Origin of the sequence: Psychrobacter sp. ER1, assembly GCF_048631835.1 — a bacterium.
Classification (GTDB): Bacteria; Pseudomonadota; Gammaproteobacteria; order Pseudomonadales; family Moraxellaceae; genus Psychrobacter.
Map to the genome: position 1 here is coordinate 2,933,837 of NZ_CP184640.1, position 23,562 is coordinate 2,957,398.

General features: G+C 43.1%; 20 protein-coding genes and 2 pseudogenes. 9 read left to right on the forward strand and 13 right to left on the reverse strand.

Going from position 1 to position 23,562, the window contains the following annotated elements:
• The first annotated feature begins 314 nt into the window (after nucleotides 1-314).
• Nucleotides 315-533 (forward strand): DUF2788 domain-containing protein, encoded by a 219-nt coding sequence (locus tag ACOBWA_RS13645; protein ID WP_101205310.1) that lies wholly within the window; start codon nucleotides 315-317, stop codon nucleotides 531-533.
• A 166-nt stretch (nucleotides 534-699) separates the two neighbouring features.
• On the opposite strand, the gene ACOBWA_RS13650 is transcribed toward ACOBWA_RS13645, so the two are convergent.
• The 4 genes from ACOBWA_RS13650 to cmoA form a co-directional block, all read right to left on the reverse strand.
• Nucleotides 700-1,827 (reverse strand): DUF1176 domain-containing protein, encoded by a 1,128-nt coding sequence (locus ACOBWA_RS13650; RefSeq protein ID WP_420229670.1) that lies wholly within the window; start codon nucleotides 1,825-1,827, stop codon nucleotides 700-702.
• Between the two features lie 34 nt (nucleotides 1,828-1,861).
• Nucleotides 1,862-2,908, reverse strand: a complete 1,047-nt coding sequence (gene cmoB / locus ACOBWA_RS13655) for a tRNA 5-methoxyuridine(34)/uridine 5-oxyacetic acid(34) synthase CmoB (RefSeq protein WP_420229671.1) — start codon at nucleotides 2,906-2,908, stop codon at nucleotides 1,862-1,864.
• Nucleotides 2,909-3,011: 103 nt separating this feature from the next.
• The gene (locus ACOBWA_RS13660) at nucleotides 3,012-3,524 is read right to left on the reverse strand and encodes a hypothetical protein (protein WP_261870175.1); all 513 of its coding nucleotides are present in this window, start codon (nucleotides 3,522-3,524) and stop codon (nucleotides 3,012-3,014) included.
• A gap of 81 nt (nucleotides 3,525-3,605) precedes the next feature.
• Complete coding sequence (cmoA, locus tag ACOBWA_RS13665; RefSeq protein WP_201569589.1) at nucleotides 3,606-4,403, reverse strand: carboxy-S-adenosyl-L-methionine synthase CmoA; 798 nt, start codon at nucleotides 4,401-4,403, stop codon at nucleotides 3,606-3,608.
• Nucleotides 4,404-4,665: 262 nt separating this feature from the next.
• Between cmoA and msrA the strand changes: the two genes are divergently transcribed.
• From msrA to ACOBWA_RS13685, 4 genes are all read left to right on the forward strand, one after another.
• Nucleotides 4,666-5,187, forward strand: a complete 522-nt coding sequence (msrA, locus tag ACOBWA_RS13670; RefSeq protein ID WP_296207304.1) for a peptide-methionine (S)-S-oxide reductase MsrA — start codon at nucleotides 4,666-4,668, stop codon at nucleotides 5,185-5,187.
• Between the two features lie 185 nt (nucleotides 5,188-5,372).
• Nucleotides 5,373-6,065 (forward strand): thiopurine S-methyltransferase, encoded by a 693-nt coding sequence (gene tmpT / locus ACOBWA_RS13675; protein WP_420229672.1) that lies wholly within the window; start codon nucleotides 5,373-5,375, stop codon nucleotides 6,063-6,065.
• Nucleotides 6,066-6,117: 52 nt separating this feature from the next.
• Complete coding sequence (locus ACOBWA_RS13680) at nucleotides 6,118-6,831, forward strand: DUF1499 domain-containing protein (RefSeq protein ID WP_420229673.1); 714 nt, start codon at nucleotides 6,118-6,120, stop codon at nucleotides 6,829-6,831.
• A gap of 226 nt (nucleotides 6,832-7,057) precedes the next feature.
• Nucleotides 7,058-8,518, forward strand: coding sequence for a lytic murein transglycosylase (locus ACOBWA_RS13685; protein ID WP_420229674.1), 1,461 nt, complete (start codon nucleotides 7,058-7,060; stop codon nucleotides 8,516-8,518).
• Between the two features lie 118 nt (nucleotides 8,519-8,636).
• Here ACOBWA_RS13685 and ACOBWA_RS13690 read toward each other — a convergent pair whose 3' ends face one another.
• The 4 genes from ACOBWA_RS13690 to ACOBWA_RS13705 form a co-directional block, all read right to left on the reverse strand.
• Nucleotides 8,637-8,936: a hypothetical protein gene (locus ACOBWA_RS13690; protein WP_057761845.1), complete on the reverse strand. Its 300-nt coding sequence runs from the start codon at nucleotides 8,934-8,936 to the stop codon at nucleotides 8,637-8,639.
• A 329-nt stretch (nucleotides 8,937-9,265) separates the two neighbouring features.
• Nucleotides 9,266-10,147: a DUF4062 domain-containing protein gene (locus tag ACOBWA_RS13695; protein WP_420229675.1), complete on the reverse strand. Its 882-nt coding sequence runs from the start codon at nucleotides 10,145-10,147 to the stop codon at nucleotides 9,266-9,268.
• 171 nt (nucleotides 10,148-10,318) lie between these two features.
• Complete coding sequence (gene murI, locus ACOBWA_RS13700; RefSeq protein WP_420229676.1) at nucleotides 10,319-11,308, reverse strand: glutamate racemase; 990 nt, start codon at nucleotides 11,306-11,308, stop codon at nucleotides 10,319-10,321.
• Between the two features lie 217 nt (nucleotides 11,309-11,525).
• Nucleotides 11,526-12,338 carry a DUF1285 domain-containing protein gene (locus tag ACOBWA_RS13705; protein WP_420229677.1) on the reverse strand — a complete coding sequence of 271 codons (813 nt, stop codon included), beginning with the start codon at nucleotides 12,336-12,338 and terminating at the stop codon, nucleotides 11,526-11,528.
• 551 nt (nucleotides 12,339-12,889) lie between these two features.
• On the opposite strand from ACOBWA_RS13705, the gene ACOBWA_RS13710 reads away from it, so the two are divergent.
• Complete coding sequence (locus ACOBWA_RS13710) at nucleotides 12,890-14,527, forward strand: electron transfer flavoprotein-ubiquinone oxidoreductase (RefSeq protein WP_420230784.1); 1,638 nt, start codon at nucleotides 12,890-12,892, stop codon at nucleotides 14,525-14,527.
• A gap of 126 nt (nucleotides 14,528-14,653) precedes the next feature.
• On the opposite strand, the pseudogene ACOBWA_RS13715 reads toward ACOBWA_RS13710, so the two are convergent.
• A pseudogene (locus tag ACOBWA_RS13715) lies at nucleotides 14,654-16,149 on the reverse strand (alanine/glycine:cation symporter family protein).
• Between the two features lie 752 nt (nucleotides 16,150-16,901).
• On the opposite strand from ACOBWA_RS13715, the gene ACOBWA_RS13720 reads away from it, so the two are divergent.
• The 3 genes from ACOBWA_RS13720 (at nucleotide 16,902) to ACOBWA_RS13730 (ending at nucleotide 19,706) form a co-directional block, all read left to right on the forward strand.
• Nucleotides 16,902-17,162, forward strand: a complete 261-nt coding sequence (locus ACOBWA_RS13720) for a DUF4212 domain-containing protein (protein ID WP_101205298.1) — start codon at nucleotides 16,902-16,904, stop codon at nucleotides 17,160-17,162.
• Nucleotides 17,163-17,166: 4 nt separating this feature from the next.
• Entirely contained in the window at nucleotides 17,167-19,035 is a 1,869-nt protein-coding gene (locus ACOBWA_RS13725; RefSeq protein ID WP_420229678.1) for a sodium:solute symporter family protein, read from the forward strand.
• A gap of 161 nt (nucleotides 19,036-19,196) precedes the next feature.
• A complete protein-coding gene (locus tag ACOBWA_RS13730; RefSeq protein WP_420229679.1) occupies nucleotides 19,197-19,706 on the forward strand; it encodes a hypothetical protein in 510 nt (169 codons plus the stop codon).
• Nucleotides 19,707-19,803: 97 nt separating this feature from the next.
• Here the strand turns inward: ACOBWA_RS13730 and ACOBWA_RS13735 are convergent, their stop codons facing one another.
• The 4 genes and pseudogenes from ACOBWA_RS13735 to ACOBWA_RS13750 form a co-directional block, all read right to left on the reverse strand.
• Nucleotides 19,804-20,409 (reverse strand): rhomboid family intramembrane serine protease, encoded by a 606-nt coding sequence (locus ACOBWA_RS13735; RefSeq protein WP_420229680.1) that lies wholly within the window; start codon nucleotides 20,407-20,409, stop codon nucleotides 19,804-19,806.
• Between the two features lie 40 nt (nucleotides 20,410-20,449).
• Nucleotides 20,450-21,501 (reverse strand): annotated as a pseudogene (locus tag ACOBWA_RS13740) (5'-nucleotidase).
• Between the two features lie 234 nt (nucleotides 21,502-21,735).
• A complete protein-coding gene (locus ACOBWA_RS13745; protein ID WP_420229681.1) occupies nucleotides 21,736-23,025 on the reverse strand; it encodes a TRAP transporter large permease in 1,290 nt (429 codons plus the stop codon).
• Nucleotides 23,022-23,549, reverse strand: coding sequence for a TRAP transporter small permease (locus tag ACOBWA_RS13750; RefSeq protein WP_420229682.1), 528 nt, complete (start codon nucleotides 23,547-23,549; stop codon nucleotides 23,022-23,024). The genes ACOBWA_RS13745 and ACOBWA_RS13750 overlap by 4 nt, the downstream gene beginning before the upstream one ends.
• Nucleotides 23,550-23,562 lie beyond the last annotated feature (13 nt).

The following is a 23,562-nucleotide window of genomic DNA, read 5'->3' on the forward strand; positions in this document are numbered from 1 at the left end:
TATTATAATAGCGACCGACATTGCAGGGATAGAATAATGTAAAAAGATAAGTAACCTGTAAATATAACAATCTTTGCGCTTTATTGCACCATTTGCGCCAAAATTAGCACTAAAATCTTACCGTTATCAGGATTTGGGCTGACTAATATCAATGATGCAAAACTGATAAATAACTCATAACGTGAATTGTAGCGTTACTGTTGCTCAATACTGGGCAGTCGTTTATACCTGACTGCTTCCACGTTATAATAATGGTTTGTACGGCTCTTCTAAAATATAGAAGACGCGTTACTACTCTATTATAGGATTACGCCATGTTTGCTATTGCCGCCAGTACTGTCACCAGTTGGGGACTGTACGTCTTGTTGCCGATATTCATCGCTTTCTTGTTTTTTATTATGTGGGATATCTCTAAAACGTCTGAAGCTGGGCGCGCTGGTACTTTTTGGATATTCTTAGCCCTAGGCGCAGGTTCTGTTGGTTTTATTCTTAAGATAGTCATGGAAGTCGCGTTCAAAAAATGGTTAATCTAATTGGCCATTTTTATCACTATTCTTTGATATCGCTTAAGATGTGAGTAGCAAAACTAAAAATGTAATATATGGCTTATGACTGCTGCGCTTGATAAGGTGTCAGTCATTTAAAACAAGGATTTTTGAATCAAGGCTTCTTAGATCAAAACCTTTTAAATAAAAGAAGCTATTGAGCCTTAGCATCATTTCTTATAACCTGACTCACATACGTTGGTAGGTCCCACGCTCCACCAGCAAAACCTCGGCACATGCCCGTACTAGACTCTTCGCTCTTAGCAAACGTTTCACCATTCCACGTCCATGTAGTACGATTCCAGCAGTCACCGATACCTCGGTCTTTGTGAGTAGCGGAAATCTCACCATCAAAATAATCATTTCCTGCTGTCGTGATAAGCATAGGCTTGCTAGGTTTTGCATTATCAATGAGCCAATAGCCGTTACTGGAATTGTAAGCACCTAGCCAGCAAGTATGCGCGGCTAACGTATAGCTATCATCAACTGGTATAAATTCCCAACCAAGCATCGTAGAGCCATACTCTGACATTCGCTGATATGTTTCAGTTTTTGGGTTAATCAGCTCACAGTCGCCCATCTCGTCCTTGGACCCTATAAGCTGCTCATCGTTAATATCGACCCAGTTATCAATATTTTTCTGAAAATACGCCAGCTTTGATGGAGCAAGTGTTTTGTTGTCTTTTGCTGAATACGCAAATGCTTTTTGAATAATTGGTTTTGGCAAGGCTGCTTTAGGACGTTGACGATTTGGGTGGTTCTTACTAACCAATGCTATCGGCGTCCCTACCCGACCTTGCACATCGTCTAGTTTAAGCAATACGGCTGACATGCCTTTATCGCTGATCTGCCAGTGGTTGTCGCCCGCTCTAATTTCTATCTTGGTCGCTATACGAGCATGATCAAGCAGTGCTTGAGTCTGCTTGGCTGACAGGTCATATAGTAGACTGTCTTCTTTATTAGGTTGCAGCACACCATAGTTTTTGTTGTTCAGCCAAAGCTCAGCAGGCTTAAGATCATCTAGCGGCACTTCTGAGATAAACTGAATTTGCGCTTTTGGCAGAGCTACTTTTGGCAACGCTGTGAGCAATATTGAGGCAGGCTCATCTATTAGTGCTTCACTAGCGTAACCAGCCGCTCGACAAGTCCGCGTATTATCACAAACCACTTGCCAGTCGTCTTGTACAAAGCCCCAGCCTTCGGATACAGTTCCATAACCTGCCATAGCAGGTAGCGATAGCAAGCTGATGGTAGCTACAATAAAAGTCTTCAATGTCTTCATAGTGCTTTCCTTATGTTAGCTACCACCATCAATGCTACTTTTTGGCAATCAAAGTCGCACGCATGGGAGCAGGATATCCTTCGACGGTCTTAGTAGAATCATTAGGATCTAAGAAATCTGCTAACGAATGATAGGTCATCCACTCGGTTTGTCGTTGTTCCTCAGTCGAGGTGACTGCCACATCGACGCAGCGCACATCTGAGAACCCTGCTTTCTCTAACCAGCCAATTAGTGCCGCCACCGATGGTAAGAAATAGACGTTATTCATCTGCGCGTAGCGGTCATGCGGCACCAGTACAGTATTGGCATCACCTTCAATCACCAACGTCTCAAGTACCAACTCACCACCTTTGACTAACTGTCCTTTAAGCTGTTGTAAATGCTCAAACGGTGACTGACGATGGTAAAGTACGCCCATGCTAAATACGGTATCAAACAGCTGACTGTGCTCAGGTAAGGCTTCAAGCGGTACAGGAATATAATGCGTCCGATAGCTACCTGTATCACTAGCATCTGCGGCACCAACAAAGTGACGAATCGCCATAAACTGATGATAAAACAAGCATGACGGATCAATAATAATAACCGTATCCGCGCCAGCCCCTGCCATGCGCCAGCCGTGATAACCAGAGCCACCGCCCACATCCAATACGCGGCGACCGTCCAATCTACTTAAATGCGGCGCAACGCGCTGCCATTTCCAATCACTATGCCACTCGGTATCAATCTTAATACCTGACTCATCATCGCCGATTTGACCGCCAATCTGAAATGGGCCTTTACGCCACGGCATCAACTGCTTCAATAGTGCTGTTGTTTGTTTGCGCTGAGACTCATTTAGATCTGCCTCAATCGTCAATGTATCGCTGTTTAGATCGACGTTATTGACAGCTAAGTTTGGCAAACGAGCGACTGACGCTTGGTAGGCAGGCGCGTGCGCATAGTTGGCTTTGTCTTTTATGTCACCTAGCCATGTTGGTAATTGCTTGAGCCATTCATAAGCGCTCGGCTGCTGCTGTGCCAGCTCTAGCAGGGTTAAATATAATTCGCGTTCTGCGTTGATGATAGTGTCGTTGAGCATAAAAGCAGGTTACCGTATTGATTAATATTCAAATGAATAAAATTAAAAGGGTTAAAATAAAGAAAGATAAGTTTTAATATGTAAACTCTTTGAAATTCGTGAACTACGCATTTCCTTGCAGAATTTCCGTTTCACTACGAAGATCGTCGTATTCAAAAACACCATAACCATTGTCCTGACTTTTGAAAACAACTTTGCCTTCTTCTAACCAGTTCCGTACATTTTTAGCATCATCAATAATCTCGGGATACAACTTATCTAAGATAGTATCTATATTATGGTTAGATTCCGAAGTTTCGTAGTCTACTAGGCAGAACCCGTATATAATTCCTAGCTTGCCGAGAAAACCATAACCCTTACAATATAACTCATACATCACCCAAATCGCATTACTACAATTTCCATCTCTATCAATAATTGAGTTTAAGTACCCTTTTATGCGATCAGCTTCAAATTTATAAAAATGGACGTATTGCGCAAAACTATCATAAAAACGGTAATAAAAATTATCTTCAGAACTATAATTAAATGAAATCAGTTCAAGATACAAATCAGGGTTGCTAGACTCTAATACATCATCTTCATATAACCATTGCTCAAATGATTGTACGCTCATTTTTTTATTAACACTTGATGAATATTTTGTTCAACTATAGACGGAATCATATGAACACCTTGTTCGCTCCCAAAGTAAATCCTATTTAAACGCCACAATAGAGACAAAATTCAAAAACTGAAACCACGTCAGATGACGCGCGAAACCAACCTGATCTAACCGTGCATGATGCTCATCTAATGTGTCAGTAATTAGGACATTTTCCAATGCATTACGCTTGCCACTGATTTCCATTTCGGTGTAGCCATTGGCACGTTTAAAGTCATAATAACGCTCCACCAACCACGCATCATATTGCTCATCAAATGCATGGGTTTTTTCAGTCAGTACCAATATACCGCCTTCGCTCAATGCCGCATAAATTTTCTCTAGTACTGCTACCCTATCAGCAGCTGGCAAAAACTGTAGCGTCAAGTTCAAAATCACCATGTCGCACGGCTCAAGCTCAATATCGCGAATATCTGCTGTGATCACTTCGATATCGTGCTCAGGATAATTCTCACTCAGTAGCGTGGTCGCCTCTGTCGTCATCGCTGGTGAGATATCAATTGCTTTAATCTGCAAGTCTTGTGGGTCGAACTCTCCCGCTAGCGTCATACTGGCGGCACCCAATGAACAGCCCAAGTCATAAACACGACTAACACGCTGACCGCTATCGCTCTGCTGACGATACTTGCAATGACGACGGGCGAATATAGGTAGCATCGCCAATACCTGTCCATAACCGGGTACGCTGCGGCGAATCATATCAGGGAAGCAAGCCACCACTTGCTCATCAAAGGAAAAGCGTGCGGCCTTGTCCAGTGGCGTGGTAAACGGTTTATCAAATAGGGTGTCATGTTTGATAGCGGGCTGGGATTGGCTCATGGGACGACTCATTTTTTAGAATAGAACTGAAATTAGAAATTACTTGGTGTTTTGCTTGTCATTGTCAGTTGAAAACTAAGCCAGATAGCAAAAGCCCATTATAACATTACTGTTTGTTACTTATCGCCTTTGGCTTGCCTGCTAAGCTGAATAACCTACGAAACTGGATAAATAGTGCCAAGGGTAATGAGACGTTTGAAAGAAGCATTGAAAAACGAGAACTTCACTACCAAATATAGCGCTTAACCCATATTTATAATAATAGGAAAAAACTATGCAAACGATCGTATTAGGTGGCGGCTGCTTCTGGTGCACCGAGTCTGTATTTTTATCGGTAAAAGGTGTGCAATCTGTCGTCTCAGGCTACATGGGCGGCGATGCTGTCTCTGCCAATTATGAAGCTGTCTGTAGTGGTACGACTGGCCATGTCGAAGTCATCAAAGTCGAATTTGATGACTCTATCGTCCCGTTAGAGGTAATACTCGATGTCTTCTTTGCCACGCATGATCCCACCACGATGGATCGTCAAGGAAATGACGTCGGTAGTCAGTATCGCAGCGTGGTCTTTTACACTGAAGACAGTCAAAAACCGACCGTTGACCGTACCATCAATAAGTTACGCGATATGGGTGTCAATGTGGTGACGGAAGTACATCCTGCTGTTGAATTTTATCAGGCAGAAGACTCACATCAAGATTTCTTCAACAGAAACCCAGGACAGGCTTACTGCAACTTTGCAATACCGCCAAAGCTTGCCAAACTGCGTAAAGAATTTAGCAAATATATGGTTAGTTAAATGAGGGTTCGTTAAATTAAATAAGACATTATTTATTCAAAAAATTTCTTAGCCCAATATTAGATACCAGCCAAACACTTATACTATAGGTGTTTGGCTTTTTACTATTTATGCCTTTGACATGACCAACCAATATTACTAATGCTAAATCTATATATAAAAACTTACAGATAGAGGATCACAGCATGAACCCTGAATTTTGGCGAAAACGTTGGCAAGAAGGTCGCATTGGATTCAATCAATCTATGGTCAATCCATTATTGATTGAGTACTTTAACCGCCTCAATTTAACTGCGGGTAGCCGAATTTTCGTTCCGCTTTGTGGTAAATCTATCGATATGGTTTGGCTAGCGACGCAAGGCTATGACGTGGTGGGCGTTGAATTGGTCGAAACAGCCGTACAAGCATTTTTTGCTGAGCAAAACATTGAACCTGCTGTCTATCAACAGGCAGACAACCCAATGATTAAATACTATCAGGGCCAATTATCGGAACAAACCATCACTTTATGGGTCGCTGATATCTTTGCACTGACCGCTAAAGATATTGGTTCCATTAATGCAGTATATGATAAAGCGGCATTAATCGCCCTGCCAGCCGATATGCGTGTGAGATATAGTGAGGAAGTGCGGAAACTTAGTAGCGATACCAGTAAAGTTGATGGTGCTAACAATAAAATAACACCGCAGCTTTTACTCACGCTAAATTACGATCAGCGTAAAAAGAATGGACCACCTTTCTCTATTAATGCCGACCAACTAGAGCAGTATTATAGCGCTCACTACCAAATCTATGAGCTAGCAAGCGTGCCTTCTTCTATAGGTTCTGCACCTGATATCACCGTCACAGAACAGGTTTGGCTATTGAGCAGTAAATGAACCAAACTCATGTAACTTTTAAAAAGCTGCTAAATCGCAACGGAGAAAATGAATGAAAATGATAGTCGGTCTAATGAGTGTAACTGCTATTCTGCTGGTTGCTCTAGCAGGCCCATTGTATAAGTTTGGCGTTGTAGAGTTAGGCACTGCATTTACGGGGTTTAAATTTGGGTTATTTGCTGGTATCGCAGCATTGGTATTGTTAGCTATTCAGCTATTATTTAAACGCAATACAGCCAGTATTGGGAGCGCACTAGCCTCAGCCGTACTTGCTGCTACTGCAATCGCTGTCCCGCTCGGCATGATGAATACGGCCAAAAATGTACCACCTATTCACGATATTTCTACCGGTTTGGTAAATCCGCCTGAGTTTGTTGCGATTGCTCCACTACGTGCAGATGCGCCAAATCCCGTAGAGTACGCAGGTGCAGAAGCGGCTGAACAACAACGTACGGCCTATCCTGAACTACGGACATTGACCTACTCTCAATCAAAGCCTGAACTGGTTGAGGCATCTAAACAAGCCGTTGAGAATTTAGGGTGGAAGCTAGTAAATGTTGATGCCGATAAAGGCATCATCGAAGCAACAGAGACGACTGCTTGGTTTGGTTTCAAAGACGATGTGATCATTCGTGTGACTGACAACGATAGCGAACGCTTGGTTGATATCCGCAGTAAATCACGAATTGGCAAAAGTGACCTAGGTAAAAATGCGGCACGTATTCATAGCTTTATTGAAGAACTAGATAGTGCGCTAGCCGAATAAACAGGTTATATCTCCTAAGGATAGTCCTCAAGTTGAAATACTGTCTGACGCTTTGCGTTTTCAGCTCCACGAAATCCTCTTCTAATCTCACGGCAGCGTCAATTTATCGTAACCATTTATAATCTTCGTACTTCGACAGCTTTTCTTTACTGTTTAGATTGGTTACTCTACGTTAATATCATTTTTTGCCTTTCGATAACTATCTTAACGTTTATAGGATATTTTCATGCGTTTGACTCCTTTTTCTACTTTGTCGTTGCTTAGTGTTGCTGTCGGCATCAGCCTTGCTACCACTGCTCAAGCCGCACAGCCGCCAGCACCTGATTTATCCAATAGCGAGTTTCAGCAGTGCTTGGACAATCTAAAAAATTCTAGCAAGTTTAGCGGTGTTGATGGCTATACTTTTAATAACTATCGTCCAAGCCAGCCTGATCCTAGCGTCATTCAGTCGCTCAACTATCAGCCAGAGTTTCAAAAAGATGTCTGGGATTATCTCTCAGCGCTAGTAGACAAAGAGCGTGTCGAAGATGGTATCCGTGCCAAGCGTCAGTGGCGCGATACCCTACGTCAAATCGAATCGCGTTACGGGGTAAAAGCGGAGCATGTGCTTGGGGTATGGGGCGTAGAGTCTAACTTTGGTCAGACGTTAGGTAAAAAACCATTGTTTGAATCTTTAGCGACGTTGTCTTGTTTTGATCGTCGTCAAAGCTATTTCCAAGGTGAGTATGCCAATGCGCTAAAAATCGTGCAAAACGGTGATATCGCACCTAATGATATGACAGGATCATGGGCAGGTGCCTTTGGGCAGACGCAATTTATGCCGAGTACCTTTTTAGAATTGGCAGTAGATTTCGATGGTGATGGACGTCGTGATTTGGTCAATAGCGTACCTGATGCACTCGCTTCTACCGCAAACTTCTTGGACAATCGCGGCTATCGTACTGGTGAGCCTTGGGGCTATGAAGTCAAACTACCTGATGGGTTTTGGGCCGCTTCTAATCGTAAGGATAAAAAATCGATAAGCCACTGGCGCGACCAAGGTCTGACGTTGGCTAATGGTAGTCCGTTACCATATGACTTAAGTAGTGCAGGCTTATTGTTACCCGCTGGGATGGAAGGCCCTGCTTTCTTGGTGGGTAAAAATTTCGACACTTTCTACTCTTATAACGCCTCAGAAAACTACGCATTGGCTATCGCACACTTATCAGATCTAATCACTCGCGAAGACAGCAGCAAAACAGACTTTATCACTGCGTGGCCGACAGATGATCCTGGTATCAGCCGCCAGCAGGCTAAAGACATTCAACAAGCGTTGCTAAACGCAGGTTATGACATTGGCGGTGTAGATGGCATCATCGGAGACAATACTCGTACCGCTATCCAGCAATATCAGACTAGTCGCGGCATTTTCCCAGCTGACGGACGCGCAGGCCAGAAGTTCTATCGCGCCATCGTTGGTAATGCAGCACCGAGTCAAACTCAATACGGCCAGCCTGCAAACAGCCAACCCCTGAATCCTGCACCCGCCGATCGCATGGGGCAATTAATTCAGCAGCAAACGACTGCTCCTAATAGCTATTCATCTCAGCCATCAGTGAGCTCCTCAACTTCTGGCAATACAAGTTATCGCCGCGTTACTGACGCCGATGGCACTATCAAGCTTGTTCGTATAGACCAAGGTTCATAGTAGTAAGATAAGTGATGCTATTTAAATGCATCAAAAAAGCCACGCTAACGATAGCGTGGCTTTTTTATTTATAGATAGGTATCAATAGATACTTATCTCATTTTCTCAAAATACGTATCTAGACGATAGGTGGTGGCTTAGGCTGACCATTGTCACCATTCCAATTTTCGCGAGCTTTGTCGTCTAAATCGGCAGCCGTTTTTGGCTCCCACTTACCGTTTTCTTTCCAAGTCGCATCGCCCCAATCTTCATCTTCGGCTTTACTGTCTAAATCTTTGTAGGCCTTGCTAGGATCTATACCGCGACGTTTCATATCTGCTACTTGCTCTTCTAACGTATGAAACTGATCAGCATCATGCATAGACTTTTCTAGACCATCGATCTCTCTTTTTAGTTCGTCATTTTTAGCATTGCTCATCGTACGCTCTCCCTAATTATTAATATTATAGTTCTCATTCTAAAATAGTTAACGTTGTTAATACTGCTAACTAACTGACTTTATTATTACGGGTCTGAGGAAGATTCACAAGCATTGCACGTATGCTTTGTATTACAAAACGTAGTCGTGATGCCTAAGTGAACGTTTTAGATGGCTATTATTGAGTACGCTAGTGAATAATTACTAGTCTTGTTTATTCCTATTTGAGGTATGATTTTGCAGTAGGTTTTTTGCGTAGAAGGTAAGCTTCCATAGCTCTTGTGATACCCGCGTGCCATAAGTCATTAGTTGTATCCAGTTTGCACCGACTAGCTTACGTTGCAAATTATTGATATCAGCTTGAGAGATTTGGCAGCGTGAAACAGCATGAACGTTTGGCATCTCTTTTTGATGTCTACTTCCGCTTTAGCGGTAATCAAACGATTAATGGCATTTTGCAAGCCATAGCTCGAAAAAGTAGACGGTATTCTCATGAGTGTCATGAGTATCTCGTGCCACGAGAGGGTTAGTGATCGGGTCACGTCCGTTAGATTGCCGCCCTCATAAGCTTGGGCACTATATTGAATCTCAAAAAACTCCGTTAACTCAATTGGCTCACTAACCTTATCCGATATAAAATCTTCGTCATCAGGACTGTTGTTCTCTACCTCGGTAGTACTAGGTAATACATCGACTGGCTTCTCATACACGACCTTTTTACTAGTCGTATTCTCTTCGTCATTCGCTCTGACCCAGCCACCTATCATTTTATTATTGGCGACGGCATTATAATGAGCCTGTACTAGCAATGGCTCAATATCTTCTTCCGTATCATAGTAATATAGCTGGTTGTCTTGCTTGGTGACTAACTTAATAAACTCTTGAAGTTGTCGGCTGATAACAGCGTCTGGAGAGTGGTTTTTGACCAGAACAATTAGCGGCTTAAGCTTCGCTTTGGCATTTAGATAACTCAAATGCATCTGGCTGACACCGTTTTTTTGCACAGTTCCGTAGCTGTCGCCAACGATCATGACTGCGTAATCACAAGAGTCAATACACTGACGCCCATAAAAAGAGGCTTTAGATAATTTACTAGAAACATCATAGGTCAGAAATGCGCGCGCCTGAAAAAATATCGCTAAGCTGTCTAGAACCAACAACTGGTCATTGTCAGCGCATATAATATGAATATGATAGCGACGATTCGGCACAATTACCTCTAAGCGTAGGTCGTGACATAAAAAGGATAAGGTGTGAGATAGAACACAAAAATCTTGTCTTGCTCAGCCTAGCATACTCTTAGCTTGAAAAGATGCACTCAATTTATTTTAACTGAGTCAGCGTTGCATACAGCGTATTGATATCACTAGCTTTGATAGTAACTAGTGAGAGTAGTATTGCAATGCCATTTCTGTACCGAGTAAGCGCTCAACTAAAGCGCATAGTCTATCACTATATTTAGTGGCATGAAAAGTTAATGGCGGTCTAGTAATGGTATTTTTCTTACTGGTTTTTTGTGACAGATTTTCTTGTTTTTCACTCATCAATGATGCAGATAAGTTGTTTGCAATCAATAGCTGTCTAACTCGCTCAGCGATTGCTTGCCCAGAGTCAACCACCTGTATCGATAACTGCTGCTGTGCAATTTCGTCTAATAAAAACGATTTAAAAAATGGATAATGTGTACAGCCGAGCACTAGCTGGTCAATACCTTCATTAGCAAATGCCCGTAGCTGTTGGCGTAGACGCTGAGCTGTCTCATCTTCAACTGGCATGCCAGCCTCTACCCAAGGCACCAGTTGTGGATCAAAATACTTGGTAACCACTGTGCTATTAGGATTGGCAAAACTGGCAATGACATCATTGAGTAATGACCCATTTAAAGTGGCTTTGGTAGCCAATACCGCCACATGTCCACTTTTACTTGCCAGTACGGCGGGCTTTAAAGCAGGTACCAAGCCCACGATAGGTAATTGCGGATAACATTTTCTTGCTGTGTCCAAAGCATAAGCTGATGCGCTATTGCACGCGATAACAATGAGCTTGCAGCCCTGTTGGTATAACCATTCCACTGCTTTTAAAGTCAGCGCTTCGATATCTTCACTATCACGATTGCCATAAGGAACATTTAAGGTATCAGCGTAATATATATAGCTCTCATTAGGTAGTTGCTGGGCTAAATGCAAATAGATCGACAAGCCGCCAACGCCGGAGTCAAACAACCCAATGGGCGCGCTACGGTTTTTATCGCTTACAACTGTGTTACCAGCATGTTTATTGACATCTACTAGATCAATAGCTTTGAGACTCTGGTCAACAGATATATCGACACACGGTCTGAGCTTTCCGACTGTCTGGTTTTTGATATCCATATTTATGCTAATGCCATTATCATATTATTCATCAATTTCATTACTCAGTTAAATGCTTAAATGCGCTATATATGTTGCGTGTATGACGTTACTCTACGTCGGCTGTCTATCGACTACCTTTATACAATAATAATTTTTCAACCCAATAGATAATCAAGCGACATTATAAAATTATAGCACTCATCGGCATACAGCAATTAATAGATAGACATAATACTTACTCAGTAGGCATCGATAATGAGTAAGATTGGCCACCACTCTGTAATGTTAATATCGTATTACCATTGTCTTCTGATAATGCTCCAATTTCAGTCAGGTGATAAAAAGTATTGCGGCCGATAAGCGCAGTCAATCCATTTCTGACCATCATGTATGGGCGTACTTGTTCTGTAGATGCTAATTCTTGAGAATCTGCAACATCGTCAGCGGTACTCAATTGATTCGCTGTATCACTGTTATGAAAGTCGCTTTCACTAAAGTCACTGTTGTTAGAGTCGCTGTAGTTAGAGTCGCTGTAGTTAGAATCGCTCTTATTAGAATTATACGTCTTTAATACGATCGGATGCGCATCGTCTAAGCGAACCACATCTCCTGTCGTCGTGGTAAACTCCAACCAACTCATATCATCTTCATGGACAATACCAACATCATTGATCAGAAGTGGTGCATCTTCAACTTGGATACGGATTTTCTGTACAGGGGTCTTGAGGAAGTACTCAGTAATGCCATTATTTTCTTCTTTCCATAGTATCGTGGCAAACAAGCTGACCAGTGACTCACGGGTCATTTGTCCGCCTTCATGCCACCACTCTCCGTTTGCCTTGATAGTCAAATCCATATCAGCAATATCTTTAGGATGCCATTTTTCAAGCGATGGTATTGCACGCCCTTCGCGAGTGCCTTTCGTAGACTTAATATACTGGCTTAGTGCATCCAAATTATCTAAGCTGCCTAGGCTAGAAGGCTTACTGGTTGGGGCTTCTATTAATTTTTTATGACTGCCTTCAACACTATTATTGTCGTTATTCATTATTAATCCCTTCATTTAGTATTCAAAGTTTGGCTTATCTATTATTACTATAAATTTTTGTTTCGGGTATGATGAAACCATATTGTTCAAGCACACTCGTTTATTCAATATAACCTTAACACCTATACTCATAAATGCGTATCGTGTTTGTAGGACTTTTCTTTTATAATGAGTAACGATTTTTTATTGAGATGGTCAAGCGGTCATTATGTTGATGGCATAATTTACGTTATGTGTTGATATCCTTGAATAAATTATTCACGACACCGACGCATTAACTGATACCGCAGAGACAGTTTTATCGGGCAGCCATATGTCTGAGTGACGTTAGCGCCGCAAGTCTATTATTCAGTTGTTAAGCTAATGATGCCCTGAGATAAGCCACTAAAAGTTTAGGAGTAGGTATGCAAGAGCAAGACAATCAAACGCCAGTTATCGATGGTAATACTGTGAATGCTGACGCACCAGTAGCGACAGAGACCGCAACGCTAGATAAAGCAGAACCAGTCGTAGCGCCAGTTGCCGCGGAACCTGAAGTCGAACGCGAATCAATGGAGTTCGATGTCATCATCGTTGGTGGTGGACCTGCAGGTCTGTCAGCTGCCATCCGTTTGCGCCAGCTCGCTATTGAAGCTGGTAATGATGAGTTTATGGTTTGTGTGGTCGAAAAAGGCTCTGAGTTTGGTGCCCATACGTTGTCTGGTGCAGTCATCGAGCCACGTGCTCTAAATGAGCTGATTCCTGACTGGAAAGAAAAAGGCGCACCGCTTAACGTGCCAGCGACAGAAGATCGTTTCTATTATTTGAACTCTGCCACACGCTCAACTAAAGTGCCTGACTCTTTGATTCCAGGTCCGATGCACAACGATGGCAACTATATTGTCTCGCTAGGTAATGTCGTTCGTTGGTTAGCAGTACAGGCAGAAGAGCTTGAAGTCATGATGTTCCCAGGCTTCCCTGCCGATGACATCTTATACAACGACGACGGTTCGGTCAGAGGTGTGTTAACGGGTGATATGGGTGTGGCCGCCAATGGTGAAGCCAAGCCGAGCTTTGAGCCTGGTTATGAGCTTCTTGCCAAATACACTATTTTTGCCGAAGGTAGCCGTGGTCATTTAGGCAAACGCTTAATCAGCCGTTTTGATCTAGATAAAGATTCGGATCCTCAGCATTATGGTATCGGTCTAAAAGAGCTATGGGAAATTGAGCCTGAAAAGCATGAGCAAGGCGTTGTCATGCATGGTCTTGGCTGGCCATTGACTGAAACTGGCTCTACTGGTGGCTGGTGGTTATACTTTGATGAAAACAACCAAGTAAGCTTTGGTCTTGTGGCTGATTTGTCTTACCACAACCCTTATATGTCTCCATTTGATGAAATGCAGCGCTTAAAAACACATCCTGTTATCAAAAATGTTTTAGAAGGCGGTAAGCGTATTTCTTATGGCGCCCGTGCGTTGACCAAAGGTGGTCTAAACTCACTACCGAAGTTCACCTTCCCAGGTGGCGTGTTGGTAGGTGATGATGCTGGTTTCTTAAACCCAGCAAAAATCAAAGGCACGCATACCTCGATGAAGTCAGGCATGCTCGCAGCCGAAGCTATCTTTGAGGCGTTGCAAGCTGACCGTCAGCATGATGAAGTGGTTGCTTATAGCACAATGTACAAAGAGTCATGGTTGTATCAAGATAACTATGAGTCGCGCAACTTCTCACCTGCGATTCACCGTATGGGTCTGTTCATGGGCGGCGCTTTCACCTTTATCGAGCACAACTTGTTAAAAGGTAAAATGCCGTTCACTTTGCATGACAATATCCCAGATTACGATCAGTTAGAGCGTGCTAATCATGCTTATCAGCCAACCTATCTTAAGCCTGATGGTAAGTTAGTATTTGATAAATTGTCGTCAGTATTTATCTCTAATACTAACCATGCAGAAGATCAGCCAACGCATCTAAAACTTACTGATCCAACGGTACCTATCTCAATCAACTTACCGTTGTATGCTGAGCCTGCACGTTTATACTGCCCAGCGGGTGTGTATGAAGTGGTTAAAGACGCTGAAGGGGCTAAGTTTGTCATCAATGCGCAGAACTGTGTGCATTGTAAGACCTGTGATATCAAAGACCCTTCACAGAACATCACTTGGGTAACGCCAGAAGGTGGCGGTGGTCCTAACTACCCAAACATGTAAATCAGGATAATTCTGGTTTGAGCTGGTACAGTAAAACTGCGCTCCAATAAAAACCGCCCTTCTCTTCATAAGAGTCGGGCGGTTTTTTAATGCTTAGAACAAGCAACTTTTACCAATCAATGCTACTTAATCTGTCCAAGCATCACGGTTAGCTTCATCTCTGAGTTTTACAAAGTTATCAGGATCAAACTTAATCTGATCGCCTGTTTTACCCTCTTTTACCTGACGCTCATAGTCACGTAGTATTCTTAGCGCTACAGGAGACAAGAGCAAGATTGCCACTAAGTTGACCAAAGCCATCAGACCCATAGACAAGTCAGCGAAGTTCCATATAGCAGGTAGGCTAGCAACAGAGCCGACAAATACCATACCTAATACCAGAAAGCGGAAAACCATAATCATTACTTTGGCATTTTTGGCACCAGAGATAAACTCAAGATTTGACTCACCGTAGCTGTAGTTGGCAATGATAGACGTAAATGAGAAGAAGAAAATCGCAATCGCCACGAACACCACGCCTAGGTCACCCACATACTGTGATAAGGCTAGCTGGGTTAACTGAATACCTTCTTGCTCGACATTAGGGTCGACCACACCAGACAAGATAATAATCGACGCCGTCGCGGTACAAATGATAAGGGTATCCATGAATACGCCTAGCATTTGCATGAAACCTTGCACTGCTGGGTGATCAGGATGACTCTTTGCCGTTGCTGCAGCATTCGGCGCTGAACCCATACCTGCTTCGTTAGAAAACAAGCCACGTTTGATACCGTTAATCATTGCCTGCGCAATACCATAACCGATGACACCGCCTGCTGCCTGCTCAAAGCCAAATGCTGATTTTACAATCAACGCGATCGCTGCTGGGAATTGACTAAAATTAGTCACGATAATGAATAGCGCTAGCAAGATGTACAAGATGGCCATCACTGGTACTATTTTACCCGCAATACGAGCTACTGAGCGCAAACCACCAAATACCACTGGCGCTACCAGTACTACCAATACCAAACCTGTCATCCACGTTGGCACACCAAAGGCTTCATTTGTCGCTTGAGCGATGGTGTTTGACTGTACGCCGTTGAACGCCAAGCCAAAGGCCACTAACAAACATAATGAGAAAAACACGGCAAGCCAGCGTTTGCCTAGACCTTTTCGATGTAATAAGCAGGGCCACCGCGGTACACATTATCGTTGTGCGGTACTTTGTACGCCTGTGCTAAGGTTGACTCGATAAAGCTGGTCGACATACCGACCAGTGCCGTCATCCACATCCAGAATACAGCACCTGGGCCACCCAAATAGATGGCAATTGCCACACCTGCCAAGTTACCAGTACCAACACGCGCGGCCAGCGACGTCATCAATGCTTCAAATGAGCTAATACCACCATCTTTGCGTCCTTGGTTGGACACGCGTAGCAACTTCCACATATGACCAAAATGACGAAACTGTATAAAACGTGTCACGATGGTGAAGTAGAGACCTGCACCAATTAGTAAGAACATCAGTAATCCATACCAAGGGTTACTAGCAATCAGCCAATCATTGTTACCCCAGATAATACCGACACCATAATTTACGATGTTATTAAACCAACCTACTATCCCTTCGTTCATATGGGCTCCTTATTCATTCTTTATACGCGTTACTTAAGTTTCATATCGATATCATATTTTGATTGCCATGGACTATAAAAGCCTCTGCACAAAATACCTGATACCAAAAAGACCCGTGCATGATATAGATATTGAGCGACATATGACCATCACGTTTGCTTATCGACTTCATATAACTATTTTTAAAATAAATAATGCTTATGTTTCATCTTATATAGAATAGATTAAGTGATAATTTAATCGTATAAATTACTCGGTTGCCGTAACGTTAGGTTCTTTAATAAATATTTAGCAAACTAATTTTTAGTAATTTACTTATTATTTATGCGTAGTAGTTTGCAATTATCTTTATTAAACCGTGCTAATATAAATTCTATATCCGTTTAGACTGTTTTATGGTTATCGAAGCTATTAATCAGTACAAGAAGCACAACAGGTTAGCGTGTTAAAAAGATTAAAACTCTTGTCAGGAAGACGAGATTGTTAAAAAGACACTGGATAGTCCACCCTTCTGTCTTCCTCAAGAAACGTTATTTTTGCCATTCGATGGTTTAGGTCAATACGATGCTTAAATAGTTAACTACTTTTATTTGAAGTAGAGAATTACCGAGCATTAAACGTACTATCACGCATCATCGTTTTCACTATATAAAGCAGTACCTGACTATTTTTTATACTTTTCGTGGTAAGAAATAATCGCAGTTCTTTTTATATGGTTGATATTTTTTAGGTAAGACAAAAGGAGTTGTCCTATGGAAAACCACAACGATCCATCTGGATATTGGCGCGCCAATATTCGTCTCATTCTCGGCAGCTTGGTTGTTTGGGCGCTATGCTCATATGGCTTTGGTATCTTGTTTCGTCCATTGTTAGCTGGTATCAAAATCGGTGGTACTGATCTGGGCTTTTGGTTTGCTCAGCAAGGATCCATTGGTATATTTATCATCCTAATTTTCTTTTACGCTTGGCGTATGAATAAGTTAGACAAACAATATGGCGTAGACGAGGAATAGCCCCATGAGTCAATTTGTAATTAATCTTATTTTTGTGGGTCTATCCTTCGCTCTCTATTTCGGTATCGCGATTTGGGCTCGTGCTGGTTCAACCAGTGAATTTTATGTTGCTGGTGGTGGTGTCCATCCGGTCGTTAACGGTATGGCAACAGCTGCTGACTGGATGAGTGCGGCGTCATTTATCTCAATGGCAGGTCTTATTGCTGCTAGTGGTTATGGCGCTTCTACCTATTTGATGGGTTGGACTGGCGGTTACGTTCTGCTAGCGATGCTTTTAGCGCCTTATTTACGTAAGTTCGGTAAGTTCACGGTTCCTGATTTTATCGGCGATCGTTTTTACTCAAAAACGGCTGCTATGATTGCTGTGATCTGTTTGATTACCGCATCGACCACTTACGTTATCGGTCAGATGACCGGTGCTGGTGTTGCATTCTCGCGCTTCTTAGAAGTTGAGAGTAGTACTGGTCTTATCATTGCGGCTATTGTTGTCTTCTTCTATGCCGTACTTGGTGGTATGAAAGGGATTACCTATACGCAGGTTGCACAGTATGTGGTTCTGATGATTGCCTATACTATTCCTGCTGTCTTTATTTCACTTGAGTTGACCGGTAACCCGATTCCAGGCCTTGGTTTGTTTTCAAACCATGTCGAGTCAGGTGTCCCTATTCTGACTAAGCTTAACCAAGTTGTGACTGACTTAGGATTTGCCTCTTATACGGCTGATGTTCCTAACAAGCTAAACATGGTGCTATTTACCTTGACGCTAATGATCGGTACAGCAGGTCTACCACACGTTATCATTCGTTTTTTCACTGTACCTAAAGTGGCTGATGCACGTTGGACAGCAGGTTGGACACTGGTATTTATCTCGCTACTATACTTTACTGCTCCAGCAGTAGGTGCTATGGCTCGTCTAAACCTAATTGACACCGTTTACCCACAAGGGGTTGCAGAAGCGCCTCTAGAATATGATCAACGTCCAGACTGGATGATGACATGGGAAGAAACAGGTCTTATCAAGTATAACGATCTAAACAATGATGGTCGTATTCAGTTGTACAGTGATAGTGGGTTAGGTGCTGCTCAGATCGCCCTCAATACTGCTCAAACTGACGGTGGCGATGTTGCTGCAGCAACTGCAGCGGTAGAAACCGCTCGTATTGCACATGATGCAGAGCTTGATGGTCGTTTTGCTAACGCTGGATGGGCAGGTAACGAGCTTGATGTTAACGCTGATATCTTAGTTCTAGCGAATCCAGAAATTGCACAGCTTCCACCATGGGTTATTGGTCTGATTGCTGCAGGTGGTTTGGCAGCAGCACTATCAACCGCTGCAGGCCTACTGCTCGCAATTTCATCAGCCATCAGTCATGACTTGATCAAACGTAACTTAAACCCAAATATCACTGATAAACAAGAGCTAAAATATGCTCGTATCACTATGGGTGTGGCGATTGTAGTAGCAACTTACTTAGGTATGAATCCGCCAGGGTTTGCCGCACAGGTCGTAGCACTGGCCTTCGGTATTGCTGCCTCTTCATTGTTCCCTGTGTTAATGATGGGTATTTTCTCTAAACGCATCAACAATCTTGGCGCTATTGCAGGTATGTTGACTGGTTTAATAGTCGTTCTTGTCTATATCTTTATGTTCAAAGGTTGGTTCTTCATCAGTGGTACAGCGAACTTCCCTGATACTGAAGAGTACTGGTTATTTGGTATCTCACCACTATCATTTGGTGCAGTTGGTGCATTGCTTAACTTCATCGTAGCATTCGCTGTATCTTATGCTACTGCGCCACCACCAGCACATATTCAAGAGCTGGTTGAGAGCGTACGTTCTCCACGTGGCGCTGGCGGTGCGGTCGACCACTAAGCTCACAACTGAGGATATATCTTCTGTTACTATATATCACTCACAGGCAGTAGCTGCTTGTGGGTGATTTTTTTATCCTATAGCTATAATAACTAAATTTTAGATTTTTACTTTATCTAAGAGGTTCAATTAGACACATCTAACGCATTAAGGAATATTTTATGCTTTTTGAGTTTATCGCTACCATCGCTGCCGCATTTGGTATGGCTGGACTAGCACTTATCATAACTCACCTCAGCAAACTGGCAGGCAAACGTGCACCTAAATGGCTGATTCCCTTATTTGCTGCTATTGGGATGTTTGCATTCCAGATAAACCAGGAATACAGCTGGTATGGTCAACAAGTGCGAGATCTGCCAGAAGGCGTAGAAGTTGTCAAAACAGCAGAAAGCAAGGAATGGTTCCGCCCATGGTCTTATGCTAAACCACAAATATTACGTTTTATCGCTGCTGATACTGGAAATGCTAGTGTGCAAGTAGACAACCCAAATATATATTTATTCAATTTATATTTATTTGAAAGACGAAGAAGTGTAGAGAAAGTTCCACAAGTTATCGATTGCAGTGTTCCTGCGCGTGCAGACTACGTAATACCAGAGAAAGGTAGCACGCTGACGGTCGATGAACATGTTAAACAGATCCACTGCGTGGCGAGAGCTGACTACAGATGAACCTTTATTTATCAAAATCTGTACTGATGAAAGCGTCTGATCCTATAACGCTTAGTACGACGATGCTAGTCCATTAAATGCTGATATCCAGTTGCTTTTAATAGCGTTGAGAAGCTGCTGAATAAGTATGCTTTGAATTGGCTCCCAGCAATAGCCCCGCACACAAGCCACCAAAATGCGCCGCAAACGAGATACCTTGTTGCGGCATCAATCCTTGCTTAATGGTCAGCCAATAACCAGTTCCCATGACGATACAAGCAATCAGATAACCCCAGCGTCGCGCAAATATCGCCCCGCCTACCATATAACCTAACATTGCAAAACAAAGCCCTGATGCGCCAATATGAATAGAAGACGGCGACCCGATAACCCAAGTAACCAGTCCTGAGGCAACCACTAGCTTAATCACTGTGCGATAAGCATTTTTCTCAAACAGCCCAAATAAAAACAAAATCTGTAATAGCGTCACCGTATTGCCAGTCAAATGCGATAAATTGCCATGCATGGTCCACGAAGCAAATACCCCTATCATACTACCTACATCTAAAGCACGCGGCACGATACCAAAGATGTTCCACAGTCCAAATAAGGCCACTTCATTTAGAAAAAACATACCCCACATCGGTATAAGCACAAAAGCATACAGTCCAATGACCTGCTTTATTCGTACGACAATTAACTTAAGCAACTGCTGCCAATTCATATACCATCCTATTCTTATTACCTAGATTTTTTATACCTACTTAATGGTTTACAGCAAATAGTGGGTGTACAGCGGGTTTGAACGATAATAATGATGCGTCCTCATCAGTAGGGATATAGTTGTCACCATGTAATAATGACTTCGAATGATAAGGAACCAAGGCCGTAGGAATAAAGCGACGTGCTGCGTCGATATGCTTGATGGAATCATCAAAGAAGATATGCGGCGCAAATGTTCTAAGTACCGCTGTTTTCTCTAATCCTCCCAAAAAAACGCCATATCAACATTCACGCCCCATTCTCGCAACGTCTTGATGGCACGCAAGTCAGCTGGTGCATTACGCGCCGTCACCAGCGCAATTTTTATTGGCGAGTATTTTAAACCAGCAGGCAGGCGCTCTTGCAGATTTGACAATTTAATCAACAATTCAGCATAAGGGCCTTTTTCAATCGGCAAATCACGCATTTGTACTTCACGGTCATGAAAGGCTCGCAGTCCTTTTTGTTTATATAGCAGTTCACCTGAATCATCAAAAAGTACCGCGTCACCATCAAAGGCAATGCGCAGCTGCTCAGTATCCAGCTCATAAGTATTGACAGGCGTGGCATCTAGTATGGCACAGGCACATATATTGGCATCCGCAACTTGTTGAGCATCGTCGCGATTGGTAGTCAAAAACAGATCAACGTTAAAGTCTTTAATATAAGGCGCAACAGGGCTACCTGAAACGAAAGCAGAACGGGAGATATTAATACCATGTTCTAAAATTGCATTAAGCACCTGAATACCAGTGTCTGGACTACTTTTTGAGACGATAACGACTTCGACCAATGGTGTTTCAATGTCTGAATCTCGTCCATCGCTATTATCAGAATATTTATTTAGGTTTAGTAATGCTTTAATCAGTGGATAACCTGCACCAATATTCAAAGGATCATTTTCACGTTCGGTCATGTACTCCCTAAACTCTTTTATAGCACTTGCAGGTCGTTGCTCTAGCAGCTCTAGCAAATAGTTTTCTGACTCAGTCAAATCAAAAAGTGCCGTCGCAGAAATTGCGACGATAAGCGTATTACTAAAATCGACAGCCATGACTATCTCTACTTATAAAGTTATATAGGAAAATGAATGGAAACCAGTTTACTACATTCATAAGCCTTTATAACACTAAGAAAAGTTATCATCATGCAGCGTCACAGACTGTAAGTTTGTAAGATGTCCTTCTCTTAACTCTTAGTCAAAGAATCAGCCAATAAAAAAGCCACACTGCTGTATTAGCAATATGGCTTCATACAATAACGTTACACATGAAGGTTTAGGTTAAACCTACCCCAACAGCACAAGAGAGATGGCAGGGAACATCACCAAGATAACCAAACGAATCACATCAGAGACAATAAATGGTGCCACTCCGCGGAACATATCGCTCAGCTTAATGTGCGGTGCCATCGCCTTAATCACAAAGATATTCATCCCCATCGGCGGCGTAATCAAACCAAGCTCCACCGTCAATACTGCAATAATGCCAAACCAGACAGGATCAAACCCTAGCGCTAAAATGATTGGATATACCACAGGTATCGTGATTACCAGCATCGCTAAGGCATCCATGAACAGTCCCAATAGGAAGTACATGAATAGAATACAGATCAGCACAATCATTGGACTGACCGCTAAGCCTCCAATCCAAGACGCCAGCGTATAAGACAAGCGTGAGACTGAAATAAAGTATCCCAATGCCTCTGCACCCAGTAGCATAAAGAACACCACGGCAGAGAGCGCTAGCGTCTCAATCAATGACTGCTTGAGACCATCTAGACGCATGCCTTTAGCAAAGGCATAAGCCCAAGAGACAAAGGCCCCTACTGCGGCGCCTTCTGTTGGGGTGAATAACCCAAAGAAGATACCAGCAATAATCACAATAAAGATGAAGCTAAACGGTATCAGACCAGTCAGTGACAGTAGTTTGGCTTTCCAAGACGTTTTCTCACCGCGCTTTGCCAGATGCGGTTTCCAGCGTACCATCACCATGACGGTGATTGAGTACATCACCATGCCAAGCATACCCGGTAAGAAACCAGCGATGAACATATCACCTACTGACTGCTGGGTTAAGATCGCATAGACCAGTAGAGCGATACTGGGCGGAATCATAATACCAAGCGTACCGCCAGCGGCTAAGATACCGCAGGCAAAGCCTGGTTGATAGCCGTACTTCTCCATTTGCGGTAGCGCGACTTTGGTCATGGTAGAGGCAGTGGCAAGCGACGAGCCTGAGATAGAGGCAAAGATACCGGATGAACCAATGCCTGCAATACCAAGACTGCCCCTTACCCCGCCAAATATGGTTCGGGTGGCTTCAAAGAGTTTACCTGCCATACCCGAGTGAGTCGCAAACACGCCCATCAGAATAAATAAAGGAATGGCACTAAAATCATACTTTGCTAAGACATCGACTGGGATGTCTTTTAGCATTTGCAGAGCACCACTAGGCGCGGTGACCGCACCAAAACCAACCAATCCCACACCTAACATGGCAAGCGCCACTGGAACTCGCAGGACAACAAGCAGAATCATGACGATTAAGCCGATAGCTCCAATAATTTCTGGACTCATGCGCCTGTCTCCTCGGCGTCAAAGAACTCGCCTGTTTTAAAGATGTTGATGGATTCGATCAGTGAGCGTATGGCTAGAAAAGCACTTAACAAGGCACTGATCAGGTAGATAGGCATCATAGAGAGTCTTAAGTCTTGGGTAACTTTCCCAAACTCCATAGCGTCAATGGCACTCTCGTAGAGTCCCCATGAGAAGACGATGCCGATGACGAAGAAGCCCAGCATAAAGATAGCCATGAGGTAGCCCTTGATAGATTGGGGCATTTTCTGGGTGAAGACGTCGACGATGATTTGTGAGCGTTCAACGAAGGCAGCAAAGGCAGCGAGTAATGCAAATAGCATGAAGTAGGAGACGACCTCTACACTGCCTTTGACGGTAAAGCCAAACTCACCGCCGGTGAGTTTGAATATGTAGCGCGCGCTGACGTCGAGCATGGTGGTTAGTACGATGATGATGAGACTGATCCCACCAATGAACTGGCATAATCTAGAGATTAAGACGCTGAGCTTGACTAAAAATGCCATGTGACACCTCCAA